A 23,301-nucleotide genomic window follows, 5' to 3' on the forward strand; every position below is an offset into this window, starting at 1 on the left:
CGCCTGCCGGGCGACGCGCGCGGGGTCCGCGACGTCCTTGCGGGTCACCGCCAGGTACCCAGGTCGCCAGAGCGGCCGCGCAGGCCGCCAGCAGCCAGGCGCGATCGGCGACGGCAAGGCGGTCGGCGCCGGCGTCCACCGTGTGCCGGTGTGCGGCGAGCACCCAGACGGCCGCCACCACCACGGCCGCGGTGACGGCGAGCTGCCAGGGCCGGCCGAGGCCGCGGGACAGCGGAGCGTCGGTGGCACTCATTGCCGCCCTCCCGCCGACGGGGTGGGTGCTCGGTACACGCGCAGGCCGGCCACCCGGTGCTCGGTCCAGGCGCGGGCGTAGCCGGGCGGGCCGGCGCCCGGTGCCACGAGTGTGGCCGTGGGCAGACGACGGGCGGTCCGCCGGATGCCGGCCGACGTGGTGTTGGCGTCGTGGCCGACGGTCGCGGCGGAGGAACAGCCCGCGTAGTAGGCGATCGGGACGTCGTTCACCCCCGTGACCAGACAGGGCGGGCGAACGCCCAGCCGGTGCAGCCCTGCGGCGACGGAGGCCCACTCGCGGTGGGCTGCGGTGGTCCGGCTCACGGTGTCCTTGAGCACCACGAGCTGCGCGGCCAGATGCCCGACCAGAGCGAGGGTCAGCAGCGTCACGGTCAGCGGCCGACGGATCCGTCCGGGCGCCCGCACCAGGTGCACCAGGAGATCGGCGACCGGAACGGCCAGCAGCGCGTAGGCGGGCAGCAGGAAGCGGGGCGCCGCGTAGCCGATCATGAAGAGGTAGGGGAAGGCCGCCGAAGCGGCGCAGGCCAGCGGTACGAGTGTGGCGGCGGACCGCCGGGCGCGGATGGCGACCACCACCGCGAGAACGGCGAGCAGCGGCAGGGCGTACCACCACAGGGTCTCCAGGACGGGGGGCGCGGCACTGGTGCACGGGCGGCACAGAGTGCGTCCGCCCAGCGCGCGCAGTTGGTCTCCGACGGCGATGTTCCAGCCGAGCCCGCCCTGGATGCGGGATGCCTCGGACAGGCGGTGCACCAGTCCGCCGTAGGAGACGTACGCCTCGATCACCCACTCGGCCGCCCCGGCGACCAGGCCGCCGACCAGCGCCCCCAGCAACGCGGGATGCCGCCACCGCCGTACACATACCAGCACGACGAGCAGGGGCAGGGCCGCCCAGCCCGCGTCCGTGGGGCGCATCAGGGCCATGAGGGCCGCGCTCAGGCCCACGCCCCACAGGGCCGCGCGGTCGGAGCGGTGCGCCTGGGCGCGCAGGAAGCAGCCCGTCCCGGCCAGGGCGCCGATGGCGACCCAGTAGTTGGGCATGGCCTGAGGGGCGTAGAACAGCGTCACCCACAGGGTGGCGAACAGGGCGCCCGCGGTCGCGAGCACCCGGGCGGGGAAGACGCCCTGCCAGGCGCGGAGCGCGAGGAGGAGGCCGAGACCGGACAGGCCGGCCAGGTAGATCCGCAGCAGCACCGTGGACGACGACCAGGCGACGACCGGCGCCACCAGCAGCGGGACGCCACGGGCGCGCGGGGCGCTGAAGAACGCGGCCGGTGCGTCGGAGGAGACCTGGCTGACGTAGACCGACTCGTCCCAGCCGAGACCCATCCGGGGTCGTACGAGAAGGAGCTGGGCCAGGGTGAACGCGCCGGCCACGACCGCGAGCGCCACCTCGCCCCGGGATCGTGGGGTGAGGCGAACGGCCGTCGGTGGGTCGGGCCTGCGCGGGCCGGTCGACGTGGCTGACGCGCTGTCCGTGGCCTGAGGGCCGTCTCTCATCACTCACCCCTTGCTCCTACAGCCTGTGGGGCCAGATCAACCCTACAGACTGTAGGGTCTGCGGCGGCGTCTCGGTCCGGCACGCCCCTACGCGCTGTAAGGTTTCAGACATGGCTGGCACGGGCCCGCGGGGCAGAGCCGAACGGCGTAACGCCGGTGAGCTGGAGAGCGAGGTGCTCGCCGCACTGTGGGCGGCGGACGGGGCGCTGACGCCGGCGGAGGTCCAGGCCGAACTGGGCGGCGACCTCGCCTACAACACCGTGCACACCATTCTCAGGCGCCTGTACGACAAGGGGCTCGTCCTGCGGGACGCGGACGGGCGGCGCGGCGCCTACCGGCCGGCCAAGGACGCCGCCGAGCTGACCGCGCAGGCCATGCACGAGGCGCTCGACCGGGGCCCGGACCCCGTAGCGGCGCTCCAGCGGTTCGTCACCGGACTGAGCGCCGAGGAGGAACGGGCGCTGCGCGAGCTGCTGGGGGGAGAGCAACGGTGAGGGTCGATGCGTACACACCGTTCCTGCTGTCGCTCCTGCTTGCCGGGGTCTGTCCGCTGATCGGCGGCCGGGTGGCACCGGCGCTCGCCGCCCGCGTGCTGGCCGGTGCCGCCGTCGTCAGCGCGGTGGCGACCGCATGGTTTCGGCTGGCTGGGCCTGTGTCTGAGCGCCGTGGCCCGCTGGCTTCCCGAACGGCTGACCCCCGGTGCGGCGGACCCGGACCCCGGCTCGGCGCGCGGGACGGCAGAACCGACGGGCAGCACGGCAGGGGGCCGAACGCACACGGCATCGGAACAGACGGACGTGGCAGGCGAGCAGAGGGAGGACCATGCGCCGGACGATCCTGGTCGTCGAGGACGATCACGCCCTGCGTGACGTGCTGATCCGCGGACTGCGCGACGAGGACTTCGACCCCGTACCCGCACCGGACGGCGCCACCGCCCTACGACTGGCCACCCCCGACATCTCCGGCGCCGTGCTCGACATCGGACTGCCGGACGCCGACGGACGCACGAGCTGCGCACACCCCTGAGCCGGATCATCGCCGAACTCGACTGGTGGCAGACCCTGCCCCGCACCGCCGACCAGACCCACGCCACCCACAAGGTCATCGCGGAGGCCGCCCAGTCCATGCGCACCATCTGCGACACCCTCCTCGACGACGCCCGCGACGGCACACCCACCGCTCCCGGCACCGCCGAGATCCTCCCCACGCTGCGACGCCTCACCGAAGTCCTCGACACGCCGTCCCACTTGACGGTCGCCGCCGACGGCCCGCCTCTGGAGGCCGGAGTCCCACCCGCGTTCCTCGAACGCATCGTCAGCCCGCTTTTGACCAACGCCTGCCGCTACGCCCGTTCCAAGGTCGCCGTCCGCGCCTACCGCGCACCCGACGGCGTACGCATCGACGTCATCGACGACGGCCCGGGCGTACCGCCCCCGTTCGCCGGACAGCTCTTCGAGCCCGGTCGGCGCGCGGATCCCTGCGACGGACACGACGGAGCGGGCCTGGGACTGCCGCTGGCGCGACGCCTGGCCCGCTCCGCCGGCGGCGAGGTGATGTACGACCCCGGACACACCCCCGGGGCACGGTTCGTGGTCAGCCTGCCTGCCGGGTGACCACGCCGCACTCGACGCCACCGGCGTATCACAGCGTGATGTCACGCCGGACGTCCTTGTGGGAGACGGCCAGGTGGCCGACGAAGCCGAGGATGGCCACCGTCCAGGACAGCGTGACCGGGCGTGGCGACGTTCGACGCGGCCGCGCGACGCTGCGGACCGGGGGCCGTACGGAGGCGACCGCCACGGATGACCAGCCCGTGGGGTGGAGAGCGAGCCCACGGCCCCCGTGCACCGCCTGCCCTCTCCGCGGCGACCTGGCCGTTGGTTCAGCCGGGAATGGGATGGTGCGCCCTGGCGAACTGCTCCACGACGGCGGCGCAGAAGGCGGGCAGGTCGGACGGGCCGCGGCTGGTGATCAGTTGCCCGTCGACGACCACCTCCTGGTCGGCGACGACCTCCGCGCCGGCGTTGCGCAGATCGGTGCGGATGCTTGGCCAGGACGTCAGGCGGCGGCCGCGCACGGCGTCGGCTTCCGCCAGCGTCCACGGGCCGTGGCAGATCGATGCGACCGGTTTCCCGCTGGCCATGAAGTCCCTGACGAACCGCACCGCGTCGCGGTTCATGCGCAGCTGGTCGGGGTTCATGGTGCCACCGGGCAGGAGCAGGGCGTGGTAGTCGTCGACGGAGGCGTCGGCGACCAGGCGGTCCACGGGGAAGGTTCCTGCCGCGTTGAGGTCGAACTGGCGGGCCTGGATCTCGCCGGGATGGAGCGAGACGATCTCGGTCTTCGCCCCTGCGCCCTGCAGCGCACCGCGCGGCTGGTCGAGTTCCACGCGCTCGACTCCGTCGGTGGCCAGAATCGCCACCCTCATCCCCTGAAGTTCCTGTGTCACGGTACGGCTCCCTTCACGAGTCGCTGCTTGTACGACGCGAGCGGCAGGGACACCCGGCGGGGCCCGGTCCGGATCCCTTTTCCGGACCGGGGACTGCAAGCCGCGGCCGAGGGTGCCCCGAGCATGTATCAGCCGGAGCTGCCGTCCGGGTGGAGGACGACTTTGGTCCGAGCCCAGCCGTCGCCGCGGGCGCCGACGTGCTGGTATCCGTCTGCTGCCTTGCTCAGTAGGAGTTCGTTTCGACACGCGCGTAGAGGACCTCGGCATGTCGGTTCAGATCGGTGACATGCACCGGGCCGCGACTGCTAGAGCAGCCGGTCGAACACCGCGGTCACGCCGTCCCAGTGGCTGGTCTGCGGGTTCTTGACCTCCGGGTACAGGATTTTGAACGTCTCGGCGAGGGCCACGCTGAGACCGCCGATGATCTCGGGGTAGCGCTCCTCGGTCTCCTGGGTGGGTGTCCTGTCAAGCGGAGGGTGCGCGGCGAGCTGTTCCAGGTTCGGCTTCAGATCGACCTCCTCGTCGAGCCGCCGGAACCGGTGGATGCTTTCTTGAAGGCCCTTGGTGATCGGTAGGTCCCACGGTTCGACGGTATCCCGGCCATTGGCCTTGGCCGACGCCTGGCCGACGACCAGGAGGTCGTAGAGCTTGGCGTCCACGAAGTCGCCGTACCGCTTGAGGTCGTTCTTGTCCACGTCGAGGCCTGCGGCGGCGCGGAAGAACCTCTCGAACTTCGACACAGCCATCACGGTCATGCCTCTCGCCTCCTTACCGGGAACCGGACGGCGTCGTTCGCTTCAGCCGGCGCCGCCATCGGCTGTTACCGGTCGAGGTTCGCAGAGCCCGCCTGCTGAGCGCCTCCGCACCCCGGGCCGAAAAAGAACACCCGCTCCTACCCTGGCAGAGCAGCGTGAATGCGCGGGCATCCCCCGGCCAGCCGTACGGCCGTCCCTCCGCAGGAAGCTGCCCGGGATTGCAGCGCCTCGGACGAGAGCCTCTGAATCGACCTGGCAGTGTGGCTGACGGCCCGACAGCTCGCCTCCGTCGAACGCTCTCGACGCCGAACGGGCCGGCCGGGCCGAACGGGCCGAACGGGCCGAACGGGCCGAACGGGCCGAACGGGCCGAACGGGCCGAACGGGCCGAACGGGCCGAACGGGCCGAACGGGCCGAACGGGCCGAACGGGCCGAACGGGCCGAACGGGCCGAACGGGCCGAACGGGCCGAACGGGCCGAACGGGCCGAACGGAAACGCGACGGAGGGAAAAGCCGACCGCGCGCCACAGGAACGGCGCCCTGACGCCCACCCGGCAGACCGGCGCCGGTGTCCCCTGTGCAGTGGCGGAGGCCGCCTGCACTCGTGCTCGCAGGTCTATGGAGCCCGCCGCTTTTCCGCCCGCCGGGAGCAGGCACGGTGGGGCCCACATCCGGAGCATGGAAATGGCCACTTCCGAGGCACCTGCACCATGACGCGCACCAGGCCGCCACCCCCACACGCACGAAGCACCCTTCGGTGGCTGTCTCAGGTCCCGCGGCAGGCAGTCACAAAGTTTCAGAAAGGGAACGGTTCATGGACTACCACACCTTCCTCGACACCATCACCCGGCGCGCCCCCGTCCCCCCGGAGAAGGCGGAGCCCCTCACCCGTGCCACCCTGGAAACACTGGCCGAGCGGCTCACCAGGGGTGAGGCGGAGGACCTCGCGTCCGAACTGCCCAAGCCGCTGAAGGAACCGCTGGTCTCTCCCACTCCGGAAGCCGAGCCCTTCGGACTCGACGAGTTCATCAATCGGGTGAGCAGGCGAGCAGGGGTGAGCCCGGACGAGGCCCGCGAGGGCGTTCGGGCGGAGCTGAGCACCCTGAAGGACGCGGTCAGTGATGGCGAGTTCCGCCACGTAATGTCCCAGCTGCCCCGGGACTTCGAGGCCCTCGTCGGCGCCCCCGGCTAGACGGAGCCAGGTCGGCGCCATCATCCAGGACACGGAACCGGCCGTACCCCCGGCGGCCACCGACACACGGCGCGCGGAGCGCACTCCTGCTTGGAACGCCGGCGCTACGTCGGCCAGGGGATGCGCGAGGAGCTCCGGTTGCGCCGACCTCAGCAGGCGTCTGACGCGCCCGGAGACCCGGCATGAAATCGCCGGAGGATCACATGACACAACCGACAGTTCCTTCAGCCGGCGCACCCGTGGACGTCGAAGGCGGGGCGCAGCGGCCGTTCTCCGAACACGCGGCCATGGCCAGGGCGTATCCCGGCGACAGGATGACCGTTGGCGCCATCACGCCCCTGGAGGGCTTCGAAGGGCCCGTGCCGTCCCTGGCGGGGCACGTCGAGCGGATCCAGCAGGCCGAGCGGGCCGGCTTCGCCTCGGTATGGGTCCGTGACGTGCCGCTGCTGGACCCGAGCTTCGGGGACACCGGGCAGGTCTTCGACCCGTGGGTGTACCTGGGGCAGCTCAGCGCCCGCACCACCTCGATCACACTGGGGACAGCCAGCATCGTCATGCCGCTGCGGCATCCATTGCACACCGCCAAGGCGGCCGCCTCGGTGGACCAGCTGTCCGGCGGACGCCTCCTGCTCGGGGTGGCCACCGGTGACCGGCCCGTGGAGTTCCCGGCCTTCGGTCAGGACCTGGGCAGCCGGGCCGAGAGGTTCCGGCAGTCGCTGGAGTACTTCCGTGTCGTCCTCGAGCACCGTTTCCCGCACGTGGAGTCGCCGCTCGGCCGGATGCGCGGCACCGATCTGCTGCCCAAGCCGGTGTACCGGCGGATCCCCGTACTGATGACGGGACACGGCAGGCAGGACGTCCGGTGGATCGCCGACAACACCGACGGCTGGCTGTACTACACCCCGCCGCTCCAGCAGCAGGCCGAGAACATCGAGCGGTGGCGGGAGCTGACCCGGGGCGACGGCGGTGGGTTCAAGCCGTACGCGCAGGCCACCTATCTGGATCTGACCGAGGACCCGCTGGCCCTGCCCCGGCGCATCCACCAGGGCTTCTCGGTGGGCCGGGTGTCGTTCCTGGGGATGATGCGGGCCTGGCAGGACATCGGCATCGATCAGCTGATGATCAACTTCAAGCACAGCCGCCGTCCGGTCGCCGAAGTGATCGACGAACTGGCCGAACACGTGCTGCCGCACTTCCCGCCCGGGCGCTTCGGGGCGCACGGCGAGCACCGGCGGCCCGTGGAGCGGACCGGGTCCTGAGGAAGCACGACCCCGGCGCGCTGCGCGTGACAGGCCGGGCTCAGTCCCGGACGGCCCCGGACTGCGCGTAGTCGCACGTGCCCTCCGCCCGGAACTGCCGGGCCGCCCTGGTCACCTCCGCGCCGAGGCCGCGCAACTGGTCCGCGACCGCCTGGTCGGTGAGGCGTCCGTCGCCGTCGAAGACCCGGGAGGACCGCGGGACCGCGAACACCAGCGGCACGGCCCAGCCGCGCATCGACCGCACGATGAACTCCATCGCGTTGATCGCCTGGAGGCCCTGCACTCCACCGGCGGTCGTCAGCATCCCCACGGGTTTGTTGCTGAGGTAGGGCGGGTCGTGGTCGGCCAGGAGGGCGAGCCAGTCCACCGCGTTCTTGAACGCGCCGCTGACCGACCCGTGGTAGGTCGGGCTGCTCCACAGCAGGGCGTCGGCGGCCTGAACGGTGTCCGCAAGCCGGCGGGCGGACGCGGGGATCCCGTGCTCGGACGTGTAGAACGGGAGATTCAGCCGCTTGAGATCGATCACCTGGGTGTCGGCGCCCGCGTCGGCCGCCCCCTCGACCGCCACACACAGTGCGGTGAGGCTGGTCGACGGAGTGCGCAGCGAACCTCCCATTCCGACGACGAGTGGGCGCGCCATCCTGTCAACTCCTTCAGAGCATCTCCAGGGGCGTGGGCCCGCGGGGCGGCGGGAACGCCTCGTCGAGGGCGTCGAGCGCCTCGGTGGGAAGGTGGAGGTCCAGCGCGCCGCGGTTCTCCCGCACGTGGTCGGGTGATCCGGAACGCGGGATCGCGGCCACCCCCTGTTCCAGCACCCAGGCGAGTGCCACCTGGGCCGGCGTTGCTCCGAGCGCCCGGGCCACGGCACCCAGAGCCTCGACCTTGAGCAGCCGCCCCTGCTCGATCGGGGAGTAGGACATGACCGTCACCCCGGCCTCACGGCACCAGGGGAGAAGATCCCACTCGATGCCGCGCCGGGAGAGGTTGTACAACACCTGGTCGACGGCCACGGCGTCGCCGCCGGGGAGGGCCGTCAGCTCGACCATGTCGGCGACGTCGAGATTGCTCACGCCCCAGTAACGGATCTTCTCCGCCTCCATCAGGTCGGTGAACCCCGCAAGGGTCTCCTCGAGCGGCCACCGTCCCCGCCAGTGCAGCAGGCAGAGGTCCAGCCGTTCCGTACGGAGCCGCCGCAGGCTGCCCTCGCAGGCGGCGACGGTGCCCTTCCGGTCGGCGTGGCGGGGCAGCACCTTGCTGACGAGGAAGACCTCCTCCCGGCGTCCGCGGAGGGCCTCCCCGACGAGCTCCTCGGCTGCGCCGTCGCCGTACATCTCCGCCGTGTCGACGACGGTCATACCCAGGTCCACGCCCAGCCGCAGCGCGGCGATCTCCTGTTCACGCCGGGCCGGGTCCTCGCCCAGGTACCAGGTGCCCTGCCCGAGCGCCGCGATCTCCTCACCGGTGGGGAGCGCGATCGTTCTGGCCGATTCCGCCGACATCTCGGGCCTCCCGTCCGCACGCGGATCCGTGTCACGCGCACCCGCACCGGGTGCCCAGGTCCGTGCCTCCCAGACAACCGGTGTCGCATGCGCCGCAGAACGGTTCCGCCTCGAGCCGGCCGCGACATCTGCCGCAGCATCCGCTGAGACGCACGCTGCGTCGTCCGTAGGCAGCGTCGGACGTTCGCGTCCGGGACGGCCTGCCGCACCCCGGCGCCGAAGGCGGCGGACCCCAGGGCGGCAAGGGAGATGAGCGCGGCACCGAGCGCGGTGTCGACCCCGACGCCGATCGGGTAGAGCCGGGCCCGCCGCGGATGGTCGGTGAGAAAGATCGCCCACGTCCCAATCGGCACCGTCCAGGTGTTTCCTGACAGCCTCGGCGATGTCGGAGACGTCGGCCTGCTCGCTCACGCTGAGCGGGACGGGGCGGTCATCGTGTCGACCTGCCACCCGGCCCGGTCACGGACTGCCCGGCGGAAATGGTCGGGCAACCGGGGGGCGAGAGCCCGGGCGATCTCCGACGGCAGACCGGTGCCGGCCGACAGCACGACACGCACGGATCTGCCGGAGGAGGTCTCGGGCACGTCAGTCGTCATGACCACACCTTCGTGTGCGCCTCGCGCCGTGGCGGCCGCAAGGGACCGGCGAGCCGCGGGCGTCAGCCACCGCGCCCCGGCGCACACGCAGCGTCCGGGCCGCCGGCGCCTGACACGGGCGCTATGCCGAAGGACCCGGAGTCACCCGGCGGATTCGAGGGCCTGGGAGAAGTCCGTTCCGAGCTGCGACATCAGGTCGTCGAACTCCTTCTCGCTGATCGCCTCCCGGAGCACGGCCAGTACGGTCCGCACACCCCTGTCGGCTTCCTCCTCCTTGAGCATGGTGCGTTCGGCCACGCGCCGCACACTGTCGTGGTGGCCGAAGCGCTCGATGCGGTCCGTGGTTCCCCTGCGCACCGCGTCCGCGAGGCCCTCGGGGAGCTCGGTGATCAGGTCCCTGGCCTCCCCGGGGCTCAGCCTGTGGGCCAGCGTCTCGAGCGTGGCCCAGGTCAGGTCTGCCGCCTCCTGCCGGCTCAGTCCGGTGCGCTCGGCGACGGTACGTGCGAATTCCTGCTCATCCATGCGTCGTCCTCCTTCGCTGCTGTGTTGCGACGAACGGCGCGGCCCCCTGCAAGCCTGCCACGCCGACCCGGCCCCCGCCCGCGCACGGACGGCGGTGACCACGACCACCCACACCTTGGCGCCTCCGCGCTCCGTGGTGTGCAGGGCCTCGCCGGCCAGGTTGAGCTCGTCGTACTGCACACACAAGGGCCACGCCATGAGAGCGCCGACGTAGCCGAACTTGCGCCGCGACCGGTGGGGCAGCCCCAGCTGCGGGCCTGGGCCGAGTGCTGGGCCACGAAGGAGGTTTCGAGGTGTGAGCGGATCCGGGCGTGGAAACCCGAAGGGCCCCGACTCCAGGGAGGCGTCATGGACGCCCATGTCACTGCCCAGGGAAGCCCCATCGCCACGGTCAACCCGTACACCGGTGAAAGGGTTCGTGAGTTCCCGGCGCTGAGCACGGAGGACGTAGGGCGCGCGATAGACGCGGCGCACCGCAGCTTTCCGAACTGGCGTACCCGGTCGACGGCCGACCGGGGGGCCCTCGTGCAACGCGCCGGCCGGCTCATGAGGGAGCGCAAGGAGGAACTGGCCCACCTCCTGACCCTCGAGGTCGGCAAGCTGATCGACTCGAGCCGTGCGGAGGTCGACCTCGCGTCCGACATCCTCACCTACTACGGCGACCACGGTCCCGAGTTGCTGGAAGATCGACTCCTGCCGGTGCCCGAGGGCACGGCCGTGCTGGCGAACGAGCCGCTCGGTGTCCTTCTCGGTGTGATGCCGTGGAACTTCCCGCTGTACCAGGTGGTCCGATTCGCGGGCCCGAACCTCGTCCTCGGCAACACGGTCCTCCTCAAGCACGCGAGTAGCTGCCCCCAGTCCGCACTGGCACTCGAGCAGCTGTTCACGGACGCGGGTGTGCCGACCGGGGTCTACACCAATCTTTTCGTGCGGGGCAGAGACGTCGGGAAGATCATCGATGACTCTCGTGTGCAGGGAGCGTCACTGACCGGAAGCGAGCGGGCGGGCGTGAGCCTGGGCGAGATCGCCGGCCGCAATGTCAAAAAGTCCGTCCTCGAACTAGGTGGCAGTGATCCCTTCGTCGTGCTGGACGGTCACAACATCGCGCGCACCGTGTACGCCGCGTTCCTCGGACGGATGGGCAACACCGGGCAGTGCTGCGTGGCGGCCAAGCGCTTCATCGTCCTCGCCGACGTCTACGACGCCTTCCTCACCGGGCTGCGTGACCGGATGAGCGAGGTGCAACCGGGAGATCCGGCCGACCCCGCCACCACGCTCGGCCCGCTGTCCTCCGAGGCGGCGGCCGAACTCCTGATGGAACAGGTTCGTGACGCGGTGGACAAGGGAGCCACAGTGGTGCTGGGCGGCGGGCGGCCCGACCTGCCGGGCGCCTTCGTCGAGCCGACCCTTCTCACCGACGTCACACCGGACATGCGGGCCTACCGGGAAGAGCTCTTCGGCCCCGTCGCCACGGTCTACCGGGCCGCCGACGAGGACGAGGCCGTGGCACTGGCCAACACCTCCCCCTACGGCCTGGGAGGCGCGGTCTTCGCCGCCGACCCGGAACGTGCTCGCGGGGTCGCGGACCGGCTGGAGGCAGGCATGGTGTGGATCAACCACCCGACTGCGTCCCGCCCTGAGCTGCCCTTCGGCGGCATCAAGCGCTCCGGCTACGGGCGCGAACTCGGCGACGTGGGCATCGTGGAATTCGCGAACCGCAAGCTCGTGCGCTACGTCGACGCCGACGCCCCGATCCAAGAAGTGCTGGGCTGACCTACGAGCCGGGCGGCCGCGCTCTCCTTGGCGAGTTGGGGTGTGGGAGCGGAACAGGCTGCGTTCGAGCGGCTACAGCAGCGGCTCGCCGGACGCGGGACGGCTCCCCCGGGCACCGCGGGAATGGCCGGCGCGCTTCGTGGCCTTCGCCCTGGTCGACCGAGGCGACGACCTGACCGGCCGGCCGTTCGGGCGGCGCTGGAGGCGTCGTTCGCGGACCGCGGCCTGGCGGCGCCGTTCACCGTTGACGCCGGATTGGCTGGCGTGGACGGCGGCCGGGGTGGAGGGGCTGTGGACACGTTCCCCGGCGCAATCCGGGGCATCGTCTCTTCTCTCGTACCCGTGGGGCGACCGGACCTGTGCATTCCTGACTCGCCAGACGCAGGCGTGGAGCCACCCGGTTCGTCACCCTGGGGAGTGCTCGAGACTCCCCATGTGCACCGGGGGGAACCCGGTCTGGGCCACCAGGTGCGGCCCCTGCCGCATGGTCAGCCCGGCGCCTTCGGACAGGTCGGAGATCCATGGGGTCAGTCGGCGGCTCGGAGGTGCAGGCTGTGCCGACCCTCCTCGTCGTTCGGACCAGGGCGAGACGCTCGTCGGCAAGGCCGGCGAGGCACCCGCGCACGTCCTGCGTTCGTGGGTCGAGCAGGCGATGGCGGCCGGCGAACCACCGCAGGAGGGTGAACACGATGGACCACCGCGGCAGCCCCCGGAAGCGTAGAACAGAACTGCACCCGGCCGGTCCGCCGCGCCGGGTGAGGAAGGCGGTGCCGCGCCCGCAATCCGCGCATCGCGAGTTGGGAGGAACGATGCGGAACCGGACACTGAACAAGATCGGCACACGGCTGTTGCGTCTGCGCCACGACTCGTCGCACAGCTCACAGGACCGGGCGACGCCGGCCGGCTACGGACTTGACCGCAGGCAGGTCGCCGAATTCGTCGCCGGCACGCTGGACGCGGAGGGCGAGGCGGCGCTCGCCCATCAGGTGGCGCGGCTGCTGCCCTTCCACTGGACCTGGCCCGGCCGGGTCGCGCAGGCGATGTCGCAGCTCACGAACCACTTCGGTGATCAGCGTGAGCTGATGGCCTGGCTGGATCGGCACCCCGGCCTGCCACGGCTGGTGGCCCGCCTGTACGTCTTCATGGGCCTCCTCGACCGGTACAGCGCGGCGCCCGCGGTCGTGACCGCGATGCGTGAGTACCGGGAGGGGACACCGTATCCGCCGGGCCTGGAGCCCTACCTGGTGCCTGCCACCGATGACGACACCCTCGCGAGCATTGCTTTCAAGGTCGAGAAACTACTCGGCGAGGAGCGGACCCGGGAGGCCGTCGAACTGGCCCTGGCCACTGCGGCATGGCTGCAACAGATCGCGCCACGGGCGCGGGAACCCAGTCCTGAGGTCGGTGACTTGGACGAGCTGATGGGGCAGGCGCGGCAGGATATCGGGGCGGCAGCAGCCGACATCTGAACACGACTGTCTATGGGGCGGTGAACGGCATGGCGGTGAAACTGAACGCGAGGGCGTTCAACCACGCAAGAAAACTGACCGAAGAGGGCCGGATCGTCCTGGACGACCGGGACGAGTGGAGCGAGCACCGGCCTTCGGCAGCGGACGAGAATGCCTACCTCGAGGAGCACGGATTCAACGAGTACGCGAGGTGGTACCTGGGCATCGATGACGAGATGGGAGAAGAGACCAAGGGCCGGTACAAGTTCCCCTACGGCGATTTCGATCGTGTCCACCGCTGCGGTGTGCTCTCTGCCGAGGTACGCGCCGCACAGCAGAAATACGCGGACATCGAGAACGCCGCCGCGCACCTGCACGGACTGCTGGACGGCAGGCGGGCCGGGACCCGGTGACAGCGCCGGCAAAAGTGCACCCTCACCCGGGCCCCCGGCGACGGGTCGCCCAGTGGCCCTGGGCGTCGCAGGGAGTGTGGTGATCGGCGGCGGGGCCGCTGCGGTGGCCGGAGCCGTCCTCATCGCCGGGTCGACCCGACCGTCATGAATCACGACTGCCGCGGCCGATGCCGGATCGGCCGTCACTTCCAGAGAGCCGGCAACGCGACTGCGACAACCCCGGCACCTTCGCTCACAACCACTTCGAGGGCCGGGTGTGAGTCATGACCCGCACCCGGGCGAGGGCGGAACGCGGCGTCAGCCGCCGGCCACGGCGCGCACCGCCTCCTCGACCGGGGTGGACCCGCTGATCAGCTCGAGAATGCGCCGGGCGGTCCTGGGCTCGTGGAACAGGGCGGCGAGCACCGCGGCCACGTCATCGCGCGGCACCTGGCCGCGGTCGGTGTGCTCGGCGAGCGTGACGCGGCCGCTACCGGGGTCGTCGGTCAGCAGCCCCGGGCGCAGAATCGTCCAGTCCAGTCCCGGACGGGAGGCGATGTCGGCGTCCGCCTCGCCCTTGGCCTTCAGGTAGGCGGCGAACACCGGGTCGGTGCCAGGCGGCGGCGGGCTGTCCACGCCCATCGCGGAGATCACCAGGAAGCGGCGAACCCCGGCGCGCTCGGCCGCGTCGGCAAGGAGGATGGCCGCGTTCCGGTCCACCGTCTGCTTGCGGGCCGCGCCGCTGCCCGGTCCGGCGCCGGCGGCGAACAGTGCCGCGTCGGCGCCGCCGAGGTGACCGGCCACCTCGTCCACCGAGGCGCGCTCCAGATCGCACACCACCGGTTCCGCGCCGTCCGCCCGCAGGTCGTCGGCGTGGTCCGGGTTGCGGATCAGCCCTGTGACGTTGTCGCCGCGCGCCGAGAGCAGCCGAGTCAGCCGGCGCGCGATCTTTCCGTGTCCACCCGCGATCACCATGTGCATAAGGTCATTCTTGCCACAGGCAACCGCTCACGCCGGGCTGCGGGACTGCCGCGGCAGGTCGGGTCCCCCGGTTGCCGCAAAGTCGGCGTACTCGCGCACCGCGCTGGTGCGCGAGACCACCCGGCCACCGGGTCGCGCCGCAGGTGCTCGGGGATTCACGATCGCGCTTCTGTCGTCAGGAGCGCGCGAGCCGGGCCGCGAGATAGGGCGCGGTGGCGCTGCGGCGGGCCCTCGCCACCTTGGCCGGTGGGCCCGCCGCGACGACCCGCCCGCCCGCGTCGCCACCGCCCGGACCGAGGTCGATGACCCAGTCGGCGGTGGCGATCGTGTCCAGGTCGTGCTCGACGAGGACGACCGTGTTGCCGGCGTCGACAAGTCGGTGCAGCTGTCGCAGCAGCAGCGCGATGTCCGAGGGGTGCAGCCCCGCCGTCGGCTCGTCGAGCAGGTAGAGCGCGTGCCCGCGGCGGGCTCGCTGCAGTTCGGTGGCCAGTTTGATGCGTTGCGCCTCACCGCCGCTGAGTTCCGTCGCGGGCTGGCCCAGCCTCAGGTACCCCAGTCCCACCTCGCGCAACGTCTCCAGACTGCGGGATGCGGCCGGGACGGCGGACAGGAATGTGGCGGCGGCGTCGACGGACAGCGCCAGTACTTCCGCGATGTTCTTGCCGCGGTAGGTGACTTCCAGCGTTTCGGCGTTGTACCGGGCGCCTTCGCAGGTCGGGCAGGGCGCGTAGGTGCCGGGCAGGAACAGCAGTTCCACCGCGACGAATCCTTCGCCCTGGCAGGTCTCGCACCGCCCTTCGGGCACGTTGAAGGAGAACCGCCCGGCCGAGTAGCCGCGCGCCCTGGCTTCGTCCGTCGCCGCGTACAGCTTGCGCACCGCGTCGAACATCCCGGTGTACGTGGCCAGGTTGGACCGGGGCGTTCGGCCGATGGGCCGTTGGTCGACCCGGACCAGCCGGTCGAACGACTCGACCCCCGACGCGTCCTGGACGTCGACCTCCAGCTGCGCCTCGTCGGGTTCCTCGGGCACGAGTCCGAGGTGGCCGCGGACGACCTCGGCGAGCACCTGCGTCACCAGTGTCGACTTTCCGGAACCGGACACGCCCGTCACCGCCGTCAGTACGCAGAGCGGTACGTCGACGGACACGTCGTGCAGATTGTGGCGGGAGACTCCGCGCAGGTGCAGCCAGCCGTGCGGTGTGCGCGGGCGGTGATCGAGCGGCTGGGCGCGTCCGAACAGGTACTGGCTCGTGGCCGACTCGCCGACCCGCTCAAGGCCGGCGACCGGGCCGCTGTACAGCACGCGTCCGCCGCCCTCGCCCGCACCGGGGCCGATGTCGACCACCCAGTCCGCCCGCCGTACGACGTCCATGTCGTGTTCCACGACGAACAGCGAGTTGCCCGCCGCCTTGAGGCGGTCCAGCACGTCCAGCAGCGGTTCCGCGTCAGCCGGGTGCAGGCCCGCGGAGGGTTCGTCGAGGACGTAGACGACGCCGAACAGCCCCGAGCGCAGCTGGGTGGCGATCCGCAGGCGCTGCGCCTCGCCCGGCGACAGGGTCGTCGAGCGGCGCCCGAGGCTGAGATATCCGAGGCCCAGGTCGAGCAGTACGTCGATCCGCGCGACCAGATCGCCGCAGATCCGGACCGCGACCTCGGTCGTCTCACCGGAGCGGGCGGTCGACGTGGTGGCGTCGGCCTCGGACCGCCCCGCGACGGGCCGCAGCAGCGCCACGACCTCGGTGAGCGGCAGCGCGTTGATCTCGGCGATGGTACGTCCGGCGAAGGTCACGGCGAGCGCCTCGGGCCGCAGCCCGCTGCCGTGACAGGCGGGGCAGGGCACACTCCTGACGAACCGGAGCGCCCGTTCGCGCATCCTTTCGCTCTTGGAGTCGGCGAGGACGTGCATGACGTGCTTGCGGGCGCTCCAGAACTTGCCCTGGTAGCCGTAGTCGACGCGGTCCTCCTCCGGCTCGATGTACACGGAGGGCTGTTCGTCCGTGTACAGCAGCCAGTCCCGGTCCTTCTTCCTGAGCCTGCGCCACGGCCGGTCGATGTCGATCCCCAGACCGTTCACGACACTGCGCAGGTTGGCGCCCTGCCAGGCGCCCGGCCAGGCGGCGATCGCCCCCTCGCGGATGGTCAGCGAGGGATCCGGGACGAGCAGGTCCTCGGCGACGTCGTGCACGACGCCCAGTCCGTGGCACTTGGGGCAGGCGCCGGCCGCCGTGTTGGGTGAGAACGACTCGGCTTCCAGCCGTGCGGCCCCGGGCGGATAGGTGCCGGCGCGGGAGTACAGCATGCGCAGCAGGTTGGACAGCGTGGTGATGGTGCCGACCGTCGAGCGCGAGCTGGGCGACCCGCGTCGCTGCTGAAGGGCAACGGCCGGTGGCAGTCCGGTGATTTCCTGCACGTGCGGTGCACCGACCTGTTGCAACAGCCTTCGGGCGTACGGTGCTACGGACTCGAAGTAGCGCCGCTGGGCCTCCGCGTAGAGCGTGCCGAACGCGAGCGAGGACTTGCCCGAACCGGAGACGCCGGTGAAGGCGACCATCGCGTCCCGCGGAAGGTCGACATCGATGTTCCGCAGGTTGTTCTCACTGGCGCCCCGGACATGCACGAAGGGGTCGGTCGCGTCTTTGTTCACCCTTCCTGATTACCTGATCGCGCCGGGAACCGCGCGACAGGCGCCGTCACCGAGCCCGCTCACACGAGCGGGATGACGCCTCGGCGCGGACCCTCACGGTCCAGGTGCTCGAAGCCGCGGGCTGCGCAGCTCGCCCCGCCGGGCAGGGCCGAGGCTGCTTTGCGGAAGACGCGACGCTCCGCCACCGGCCCGGATTCGCCCGCCCTGCGCGTCCGCCGGAGGCGGGCGACCGTACTCCCCGGGGAGTAACGGACCCTTCCCGCCACCCCCGGGAGTACCCACGAACTCGCCCTCCCGCGCGACGAATCCGTCTCCGCGCGCCGGAATCCTGGTGTGTGCCAGCCAGCCGGAAGTTCGGACGAGGGGAGGGCCCCGACATGGGGGCCATGGATACCAAGGAGACCAAGAGGTCTATGGGGACCGCGAAGAGGGGGACGGGTGTGCGGCGCGGGCGGGCCGTGCCCTGGCTCGTGCTCGGGCTGTGGATCGGGGTGCTCGCGATCGTCGGCCCGTTCGCGGCGAAGCTCTCCGAGGTGCAGCACGACCGGATCACCGACTATCTGCCGGCGAACGCCGACTCGACCCAGGTCGCCAAGATCGAGGACAAGCTGCCGGGCGGCGAGATCACAGAGCTGGTCCTCGTCTACCACCGCGACGGCGGACTCACCGCGGCCGACAAGGCGACGGCGGCCGAACAGGCCGACCGGATCGCAGGCGAGCACGTCCTGACGGCCACCCCGCAGGGCGTACCGTCCGCCGACGGCGCCACGCTCATGTACCCGGTGACCAGCAACGAGCCCGGCACCGACGAGAAGAAACGGGACGCCCTCGTCCATGACGTGCGGGAAGTCGCGCACAGCGAAGGCGGGTTGAGCGTCAAGGTGGGCGGGCCGGCGGCAATGGCCACCGACGCCGGCGAGGTCTACGACTCGCTCGGCGGACCGCTCCTCTACACCACCGTCGCCGTGGTCGCCCTGCTCCTGATCCTCATCTACCGCAGCCCGGTGCTGTGGCTGGTCCCGCTCGTCGTCGCGGGCATCGCCGACTACATGTCGATGAGCGTCGCCTACGGCCTCAACCAGGCCTTCGGTACGACGGTTTCGGGCCAGAGCTCGGGCATCATGACGATCCTCGTCTTCGGCGCGGGCACGGACTACGCCCTCCTCCTCGTCTCCCGATACCGCGAGGAACTGCGGCGCGTGGAGCAGCCGTTCGACGCCATGGTGGTCGCCCTGCGCGGCTGCGGGCCCGCCGTCCTCGCGTCCTCCGGCACGGTCGCCGCCGGTGTGCTGTGCCTGCTCGCCGCCGACCTCAACTCCAGCCGAAGCATGGGCCCGTTGGGCGCGGTGGGCGTGCTGTGCGCGCTCGTCACCATGCTGACCTTGCTCCCCGCGATCCTGGTACTGCTGGGCCGCCGGGTGTTCTGGCCACTGGTTCCCGCATACGGCAGCACACCCAAGACGCCCCGCCTGTCACTGTTCGCCGCGATGGGCAGCTCCGCCGGACGCCGGCCCCGGGTGGTCCTCGCGAGCGGCGCGGTCCTGCTCGGCGCGCTCGCCCTGGGCATGCTGAACCTGCCGGGACCGGGCAAGGAGGAGGACTCCTTCGTCGACAAGCCGGAGTCCGTCGTCGCGATGCAGACCCTCGCCGAGGCCTATCCCGACCGGGGCAGCCAGCCCATCAGCGTCATCACCCCGGCCGGACGGGCCGACAAGACCCTGACCACGATCCGGAGTGCCGACGGGATCAGCGACGCACGAAAGGAACGTACGGGGGGCGGCTGGACCGAGATCACCGTCTTCGCGAAGGACGCGCCCCAGTCGGCGGCCGAGACCACGACCATCGAGAAGTTGAGGGCGGACCTGAAGGGCTCCTACGTCGGCGGGCCGAGCGCCCAGCAGATCGACCTGGTCGACACCAACGCACGGGACGTATGGGTGGTGGTCCCCATCGTGCTGCTGTCCGTGCTGCTGATCCTGATCGCGCTGCTGCGCTCGCTCGTCGCGCCGCTGATGCTGGTGGTCGCCGTGGTCGCGGTGTGGGGGGCCTCGCTCGGTGTCGGCGGAATGGTGTTCGGCCCGCTCCTCGGCTTCGACGGCACGGACCCCGGACTCGGCCTGCTGTCCTTTGTGTTCCTGGTCGCCCTCGGCGTCGACTACGGCATCTTCCTCATGCACCGGATGCGCGAGGAGTCCCTGCGGGGCGCGGAACCGGCGACGGCCGCTCTCACCGCGCTGCGCACGACGGGCGGCGTCATCGCCTCCGCCGGGCTGGTCCTCGCGGCGACCTTCGCGGTGCTGACCAACATGGGCCTCGTGCAACTCGTCGAACTCGGGTTCGTGATCGCGGTCGGGGTGCTCCTGGACACCTTCCTCGTCCGGACGTACCTGGTGACGAGCGCGAGCGTGGCGCTGGGCCGCCGGGTGTGGTGGCCGGGCGCGCTGTCCCGCAGGCCCGACCCGGACGCCGTACGACCGGAACGGTAGCCGGAACCCATATGACATCCGTCGTACGAGCCGATGGGCGCCCCTCCCTGACGGCGGGGCGCCCATCGGCGGAGGATGGCCCCGTGCAGGCGACGACGACCACCAACACGACCATGAACACCCATACGACCACGAACACCGGAAGAGAAGCCCCAGTCGGGTGGGGCGAGCGGATCATGGCGGCGATCATCCGCGACCCGCGCAGCGCCCCGCACGCGATCCGCAACGACGTGCTGCTGGCGCTGACCGGCGCGCTGACCGGCGCGCTCATCGCCCTGTTCACCGGCGAGGGAAGCATCCATCCGGACGTACTCGACGAGGGCAGACGCCCAGACGCGCTCGGCTGGGCGCTGCTGCTCGGCGCGTACGTGCCGATCGTGTGGCGGCGGCGCCGTCCGATGCTGGTGCTCGTGGCCCTGCTGGCGTTCGTCGTGCCGTACCACGCGCTCGACTACAACCACTCCGCGCCGACCCCGGCCTCGTACATCGTGCTGTACACGGTCGCCGTCACCGGCCGCCCGCTGCGCACGATGGTGACCGGAGTCGTGGTCCTCGGCATCGCCCTGAGCGTGATGCTCACCGTGAACAGGCACCAGGCCATTGAACTGCTACAGACCTCCGGCTGGGTCATCGCCGTGCTCTTCCTCGGCATCGACGTCCGCTTCTACCGCCAGTACGTGTCGGCCATCGTCGAACGCGCCGAACGGGCCGAACGTACGCGCGAGGAGGAGGCCCGCCGCCGTGTCGCCGAGGAACGCCTGCGCGTGGCCCGGGACCTGCACGACCTGCTGGCCCACACCATCACCCTCGTCGGCGTCCAGACGTCCGTGGCCGCCCACGTCCTGGCCGCCGACCCGGGCCGCCTGGACCGCGCGGCCGTCGCCAGGGCCCTGGACGACATCGCCGAGACCTGCCGTACGGCGCGCGGTGAACTGCGTACGACGCTGGAGGTGCTGCGGGCCGGCCAGGGCGAGGGCCGCGGCCCGCTCCCCGGCCTGGCCGGTCTGCCCGACCTCGCGGAAACCGCGCGGGCGGCGGGCGCCGAGGTCGAGCTGGCGGTACGGGTGGCGGAGGCACCTCCTGCCGCGGGCGCGGCGGCCTACCGGATCGTCCAGGAGGCGCTCACGAACGCCGTACGGCATGGGGGACGGGAGGATCTGACGGTACGGGTGCTGCTGTACGAGGATGAGGGCGCGCTGCGGGTGGAGGTGACGGACGACGGGGCCGGGGACGCGGGAAACATCCCGGGGACGGACGGGTTCGGGCTGGTGGGGATGCGCGAACGGGCGCGGAGCGTGGGCGGGACACTGGACGCGGGGCCGGGGAAGGGCGGGGGGTTCACGGTGAGCGCGGTACTGCCGTTGCCGATGAACAGGGAGAGAGCGGAGGGGGCCAGGTGACGGCCATTCGGGTACTGCTGGCCGATGACCAGACGCTCGTACGGGCGGCGTTCGCGATGCTCGTCGAGTCGGCGCCGGGCATGGAGGTGGTGGGACAGGCGGGAACCGGCCGCCAGGCCGTCGAACTGGCCCGGAGTGCCCGCGCCGACCTGGTCGTCATGGACCTCCGGATGCCCGACCTCGACGGTATCGAGGCGACCCGTCTGATCGCCGCCGACGAGGACCTGGCGGGCGTGAAGGTGCTGGTCCTGACGACGTACGACACGGACGATCACGTGGTGGAGGCGCTGCGCGCGGGCGCGTCGGGCTTCCTGGTCAAGGACACCAGGCCCGCGGACCTCCTGGACGCGATCCGCACGGTGGCGGCGGGCGAGGCCCTGCTCTCACCGGGTCCCACGGCCCGCCTGATCGCCCGCCTCCTGCGCAACGCCGAGGCACCGCCCCCGACGGGCGGCCCCGAATGCCTCTCGGAACGGGAACGCGGGGTGCTGAGACTGGTCGCCCGGGGCCTCAACAACACGGAGATCGCGGAAACCCTGGGCCTGAGCCCCCTGACCGCGAAGACCCACGTCAGCCGGATCATGGGCAAGCTGGGCGCGCGGGACCGGGCCCAGCTGGTGATCGTGGCGTACGAGTCGGGGGTGGTGACACCGGGGGCGGGGTGAGGTACGCGGGAAGGCCTGTGACCAGGACGTGCCGGTGGGCCGGACCGTGGTGCGGTACGGCCCACCGGCACGTCCTGGTCCACACATCATCCGAACAGGCGCCGTTGGATCTCCCGTCGGTAGTCCTCCAGCGTCCGGTCGAGGTGTACCGCCGTGGCGTCGGCGGCCTCGTCGGGTCGGCCGTCGTGAATGGCGCGGTAGATCGCCTCGTGTTCCTCGACCGCGGCCGCGGTGCCCTCGCCGAGGCTGTCGTGGATGCCGATCGCGCTGGACCGGCGCTGCAACCGGCGGGCGTCACGCACCGCGCTGCCGAGCAAGGTGTTGTGCGAGGCCGCGGCCACCGCCGTGTGGAAGTCGTCGTCGCCCTGGTTGAAGACGTCGACCTCGCCATGGACGTACCCGTGCCGGCACTGCTGCATGGCGACCTCGACGGCGCGCAGTTCGGCGGGCGTGGCACGGGTGGCCGCGAGCCTCGCGGCGGCCATCTCCTGAACCCTTCGGAACTCGAACAGCATGAGCACGTGATCGAGGTCCACGGGCCGGAAGAAGCCGCCCCAGCGACTGGTGATCAGCATGCCGTCGTCGTCCGCTCGAACAGTCCGCGCCCCTTGTGCGCCCGGACCCGGCCGAGCGCCGAGAGGATTTTCACGGCTTCCCGGACCACCGCTCGGCTGGTGTCCAGCTGCTGGGCCAGATCGTTCTCGGTGGGCATCCGGTCGCCGGGGCACTGTGGTTCCCGCTGACCTCGGTCCTGAGCCGCCGGGGCTCCCGGCTGGTCCGCCTCGTGCGGAGGTCGCCCTACGCGGTGGGCATGCTCGCCATGGCGTGGATGCCGGTGAGGCATGACGGCCTGACGGACGCGCGGACCGGCGACGCCATCACCGGCGTCCTGGCGCTCTGTCTCCTGGCCTACGCGCTCCGGTCGCTGACCCGGGACATGCCCGGACTGGGCGGAGCGTCGGGCCGGGTGGGCGTCTCCACCGGCATCGGCGGCCCTTGCGACCGTTTCTGGCACGGATCGACGGCCATGGGCACGGCCATCATGCTGCTCATGCGCCACTGACACCGGGTGGCACCCGGTGGCACCCGGTGGCACCCGGTGGCACCGGACAGTCATGGTGTCTGTCACGGCCCGGTTGCCTCCTGCCCAGCCTTCCGAGCCACCCGTCCGATGCGGTGCCGCTGCATCAGCCCGACCGACAGTGCAGTCACTCGACGCCCGCAGCAACCTCGACGGCACCCCGGACACGGTGCTCGCGGTCATCCGCCCCCACCACAGCACGACCGCCGCACGGCCTTCGCTCATCCCGGTGTCCGCTCCGCTCGGGCCGTGCGAGTCCGAGGCAGAGATCCCATGACGCCGCCGACCCTCTGCCGAACCGACACACCACTCGGATGCCTGTCACCGTGTGACACCGTGTCTTTTCCGGTCCGCGCGTCACCCGGACGGCGCGCAGCGCATGCGAC

At 71.4% G+C, this 23,301-nt stretch carries 20 protein-coding genes and 3 pseudogenes; 12 read left to right on the plus strand and 11 right to left on the minus strand.

The genetic code is table 11. The features are described from left to right. Positions 1-249: 249 nt before the first annotated feature. Positions 250-1,773, minus strand: coding sequence for a hypothetical protein (locus tag OHS71_RS05870; RefSeq protein WP_328477505.1), 1,524 nt, complete (start codon positions 1,771-1,773; stop codon positions 250-252). 110 nt (positions 1,774-1,883) lie between these two features. Here OHS71_RS05870 and OHS71_RS05875 point away from each other — a divergent pair, with 110 nt between their 5' ends. From OHS71_RS05875 to OHS71_RS05890, 3 genes and pseudogenes are all read left to right on the plus strand, one after another. Further along, positions 1,884-2,267, plus strand: coding sequence for a BlaI/MecI/CopY family transcriptional regulator (locus OHS71_RS05875; RefSeq protein WP_328477507.1), 384 nt, complete (start codon positions 1,884-1,886; stop codon positions 2,265-2,267). A 328-nt stretch (positions 2,268-2,595) separates the two neighbouring features. Further along, a pseudogene (locus OHS71_RS05880) lies at positions 2,596-2,787 on the plus strand (DNA-binding response regulator); the annotation flags it as partial. Next, positions 2,775-3,386 (plus strand): annotated as a pseudogene (locus OHS71_RS05890) (sensor histidine kinase); the annotation flags it as partial. The pseudogenes OHS71_RS05880 and OHS71_RS05890, both read left to right, overlap by 13 nt. A gap of 28 nt (positions 3,387-3,414) precedes the next feature. Here OHS71_RS05890 and OHS71_RS05895 read toward each other — a convergent pair. From OHS71_RS05895 to OHS71_RS05905, 3 genes are all read right to left on the minus strand, one after another. After that, positions 3,415-3,573 carry a hypothetical protein gene (locus OHS71_RS05895; protein WP_328477511.1) on the minus strand — a complete coding sequence of 53 codons (159 nt, stop codon included), beginning with the start codon at positions 3,571-3,573 and terminating at the stop codon, positions 3,415-3,417. Positions 3,574-3,655: 82 nt separating this feature from the next. Continuing rightward, positions 3,656-4,222, minus strand: a complete 567-nt coding sequence (locus tag OHS71_RS05900; RefSeq protein ID WP_328477513.1) for a type 1 glutamine amidotransferase domain-containing protein — start codon at positions 4,220-4,222, stop codon at positions 3,656-3,658. A gap of 305 nt (positions 4,223-4,527) precedes the next feature. Then, positions 4,528-4,977 (minus strand): DUF1931 family protein, encoded by a 450-nt coding sequence (locus OHS71_RS05905; RefSeq protein WP_328477515.1) that lies wholly within the window; start codon positions 4,975-4,977, stop codon positions 4,528-4,530. A gap of 814 nt (positions 4,978-5,791) precedes the next feature. On the opposite strand from OHS71_RS05905, the gene OHS71_RS05910 reads away from it, so the two are divergent. Further along, the gene (locus tag OHS71_RS05910; protein WP_328477517.1) at positions 5,792-6,169 is read left to right on the plus strand and encodes a DUF2267 domain-containing protein; all 378 of its coding nucleotides are present in this window, start codon (positions 5,792-5,794) and stop codon (positions 6,167-6,169) included. Between the two features lie 203 nt (positions 6,170-6,372). Then, complete coding sequence (locus tag OHS71_RS05915) at positions 6,373-7,428, plus strand: LLM class oxidoreductase (protein WP_328477519.1); 1,056 nt, start codon at positions 6,373-6,375, stop codon at positions 7,426-7,428. Positions 7,429-7,468: 40 nt separating this feature from the next. Here the strand turns inward: OHS71_RS05915 and OHS71_RS05920 are convergent, their stop codons facing one another. The 4 genes from OHS71_RS05920 to OHS71_RS05935 form a co-directional block, all read right to left on the minus strand. Further along, positions 7,469-8,068: an NADPH-dependent FMN reductase gene (locus tag OHS71_RS05920; RefSeq protein WP_328477521.1), complete on the minus strand. Its 600-nt coding sequence runs from the start codon at positions 8,066-8,068 to the stop codon at positions 7,469-7,471. Between the two features lie 13 nt (positions 8,069-8,081). Then, the gene (locus OHS71_RS05925) at positions 8,082-8,927 is read right to left on the minus strand and encodes an aldo/keto reductase (RefSeq protein ID WP_328477523.1); all 846 of its coding nucleotides are present in this window, start codon (positions 8,925-8,927) and stop codon (positions 8,082-8,084) included. A 407-nt stretch (positions 8,928-9,334) separates the two neighbouring features. Beyond that, entirely contained in the window at positions 9,335-9,523 is a 189-nt protein-coding gene (locus OHS71_RS05930; RefSeq protein ID WP_328477525.1) for a hypothetical protein, read from the minus strand. A 141-nt stretch (positions 9,524-9,664) separates the two neighbouring features. After that, the gene (locus OHS71_RS05935; protein WP_328477527.1) at positions 9,665-10,045 is read right to left on the minus strand and encodes a DUF2267 domain-containing protein; all 381 of its coding nucleotides are present in this window, start codon (positions 10,043-10,045) and stop codon (positions 9,665-9,667) included. A 348-nt stretch (positions 10,046-10,393) separates the two neighbouring features. Here OHS71_RS05935 and OHS71_RS05940 point away from each other — a divergent pair, with 348 nt between their 5' ends. From OHS71_RS05940 to OHS71_RS05950, 3 genes are all read left to right on the plus strand, one after another. Then, positions 10,394-11,818 carry an NAD-dependent succinate-semialdehyde dehydrogenase gene (locus OHS71_RS05940; RefSeq protein WP_328477529.1) on the plus strand — a complete coding sequence of 475 codons (1,425 nt, stop codon included), beginning with the start codon at positions 10,394-10,396 and terminating at the stop codon, positions 11,816-11,818. A gap of 809 nt (positions 11,819-12,627) precedes the next feature. Then, positions 12,628-13,287, plus strand: a complete 660-nt coding sequence (locus tag OHS71_RS05945) for a hypothetical protein (RefSeq protein WP_328477531.1) — start codon at positions 12,628-12,630, stop codon at positions 13,285-13,287. 29 nt (positions 13,288-13,316) lie between these two features. After that, complete coding sequence (locus OHS71_RS05950; protein ID WP_328477533.1) at positions 13,317-13,679, plus strand: hypothetical protein; 363 nt, start codon at positions 13,317-13,319, stop codon at positions 13,677-13,679. A gap of 297 nt (positions 13,680-13,976) precedes the next feature. Here OHS71_RS05950 and OHS71_RS05955 read toward each other — a convergent pair whose 3' ends face one another. Beyond that, the gene (locus tag OHS71_RS05955; RefSeq protein WP_328477535.1) at positions 13,977-14,639 is read right to left on the minus strand and encodes an SDR family oxidoreductase; all 663 of its coding nucleotides are present in this window, start codon (positions 14,637-14,639) and stop codon (positions 13,977-13,979) included. Between the two features lie 175 nt (positions 14,640-14,814). Next, positions 14,815-17,283, minus strand: coding sequence for an excinuclease ABC subunit UvrA (uvrA, locus tag OHS71_RS05965; protein ID WP_328477537.1), 2,469 nt, complete (start codon positions 17,281-17,283; stop codon positions 14,815-14,817). Positions 17,284-17,696: 413 nt separating this feature from the next. Here uvrA and OHS71_RS05970 point away from each other — a divergent pair, with 413 nt between their 5' ends. The 3 genes from OHS71_RS05970 (at position 17,697) to OHS71_RS05980 (ending at position 21,834) form a co-directional block, all read left to right on the plus strand. Then, a complete protein-coding gene (locus OHS71_RS05970) occupies positions 17,697-19,769 on the plus strand; it encodes an MMPL family transporter (protein WP_328484406.1) in 2,073 nt (690 codons plus the stop codon). Between the two features lie 113 nt (positions 19,770-19,882). Then, positions 19,883-21,169: a sensor histidine kinase gene (locus OHS71_RS05975; protein WP_328484407.1), complete on the plus strand. Its 1,287-nt coding sequence runs from the start codon at positions 19,883-19,885 to the stop codon at positions 21,167-21,169. Next, a complete protein-coding gene (locus OHS71_RS05980; RefSeq protein ID WP_328477539.1) occupies positions 21,166-21,834 on the plus strand; it encodes a response regulator transcription factor in 669 nt (222 codons plus the stop codon). Before OHS71_RS05975 ends, OHS71_RS05980 begins: the two co-directional genes overlap by 4 nt. An 86-nt stretch (positions 21,835-21,920) precedes the next feature. Here the strand turns inward: OHS71_RS05980 and OHS71_RS05985 are convergent. After that, positions 21,921-22,678 (minus strand): annotated as a pseudogene (locus tag OHS71_RS05985) (FadR/GntR family transcriptional regulator). On the opposite strand from OHS71_RS05985, the gene OHS71_RS41285 reads away from it, so the two are divergent. Then, positions 22,607-22,897, plus strand: a complete 291-nt coding sequence (locus OHS71_RS41285) for a DUF5134 domain-containing protein (protein ID WP_443047155.1) — start codon at positions 22,607-22,609, stop codon at positions 22,895-22,897. The pseudogene OHS71_RS05985 and the gene OHS71_RS41285 overlap by 72 nt on opposite strands. Positions 22,898-23,301: the final 404 nt, after the last annotated feature.

Source organism: Streptomyces sp. NBC_00377 (assembly GCF_036075115.1).
In the GTDB taxonomy this organism is placed as follows: Bacteria; Actinomycetota; Actinomycetes; order Streptomycetales; family Streptomycetaceae; genus Streptomyces.

Excerpts from the sequence above, each read along its gene's own strand:
- OHS71_RS05870 (WP_328477505.1), bottom strand. The coding sequence starts at position 1,773 with ATGAGAGACGGCCCTCAGGCCACGGACAGCGCGTCAGCCACGTCGACC.
- OHS71_RS05875 (WP_328477507.1), top strand. The coding sequence starts at position 1,884 with ATGGCTGGCACGGGCCCGCGGGGCAGAGCCGAACGGCGTAACGCCGGT.
- OHS71_RS05905 (WP_328477515.1), bottom strand. The coding sequence starts at position 4,977 with ATGACCGTGATGGCTGTGTCGAAGTTCGAGAGGTTCTTCCGCGCCGCC.
- OHS71_RS05910 (WP_328477517.1), top strand. The coding sequence starts at position 5,792 with ATGGACTACCACACCTTCCTCGACACCATCACCCGGCGCGCCCCCGTC.
- OHS71_RS05915 (WP_328477519.1), top strand. The coding sequence starts at position 6,373 with ATGACACAACCGACAGTTCCTTCAGCCGGCGCACCCGTGGACGTCGAA.
- OHS71_RS05920 (WP_328477521.1), bottom strand. The coding sequence starts at position 8,068 with ATGGCGCGCCCACTCGTCGTCGGAATGGGAGGTTCGCTGCGCACTCCG.
- OHS71_RS05925 (WP_328477523.1), bottom strand. The coding sequence starts at position 8,927 with ATGTCGGCGGAATCGGCCAGAACGATCGCGCTCCCCACCGGTGAGGAG.
- OHS71_RS05930 (WP_328477525.1), bottom strand. The coding sequence starts at position 9,523 with ATGACGACTGACGTGCCCGAGACCTCCTCCGGCAGATCCGTGCGTGTC.
- OHS71_RS05935 (WP_328477527.1), bottom strand. The coding sequence starts at position 10,045 with ATGGATGAGCAGGAATTCGCACGTACCGTCGCCGAGCGCACCGGACTG.
- OHS71_RS05940 (WP_328477529.1), top strand. The coding sequence starts at position 10,394 with ATGGACGCCCATGTCACTGCCCAGGGAAGCCCCATCGCCACGGTCAAC.
- OHS71_RS05945 (WP_328477531.1), top strand. The coding sequence starts at position 12,628 with ATGCGGAACCGGACACTGAACAAGATCGGCACACGGCTGTTGCGTCTG.
- OHS71_RS05950 (WP_328477533.1), top strand. The coding sequence starts at position 13,317 with ATGGCGGTGAAACTGAACGCGAGGGCGTTCAACCACGCAAGAAAACTG.
- OHS71_RS05955 (WP_328477535.1), bottom strand. The coding sequence starts at position 14,639 with ATGCACATGGTGATCGCGGGTGGACACGGAAAGATCGCGCGCCGGCTG.
- OHS71_RS05970 (WP_328484406.1), top strand. The coding sequence starts at position 17,697 with ATGGGGACCGCGAAGAGGGGGACGGGTGTGCGGCGCGGGCGGGCCGTG.
- OHS71_RS05975 (WP_328484407.1), top strand. The coding sequence starts at position 19,883 with ATGAACACCCATACGACCACGAACACCGGAAGAGAAGCCCCAGTCGGG.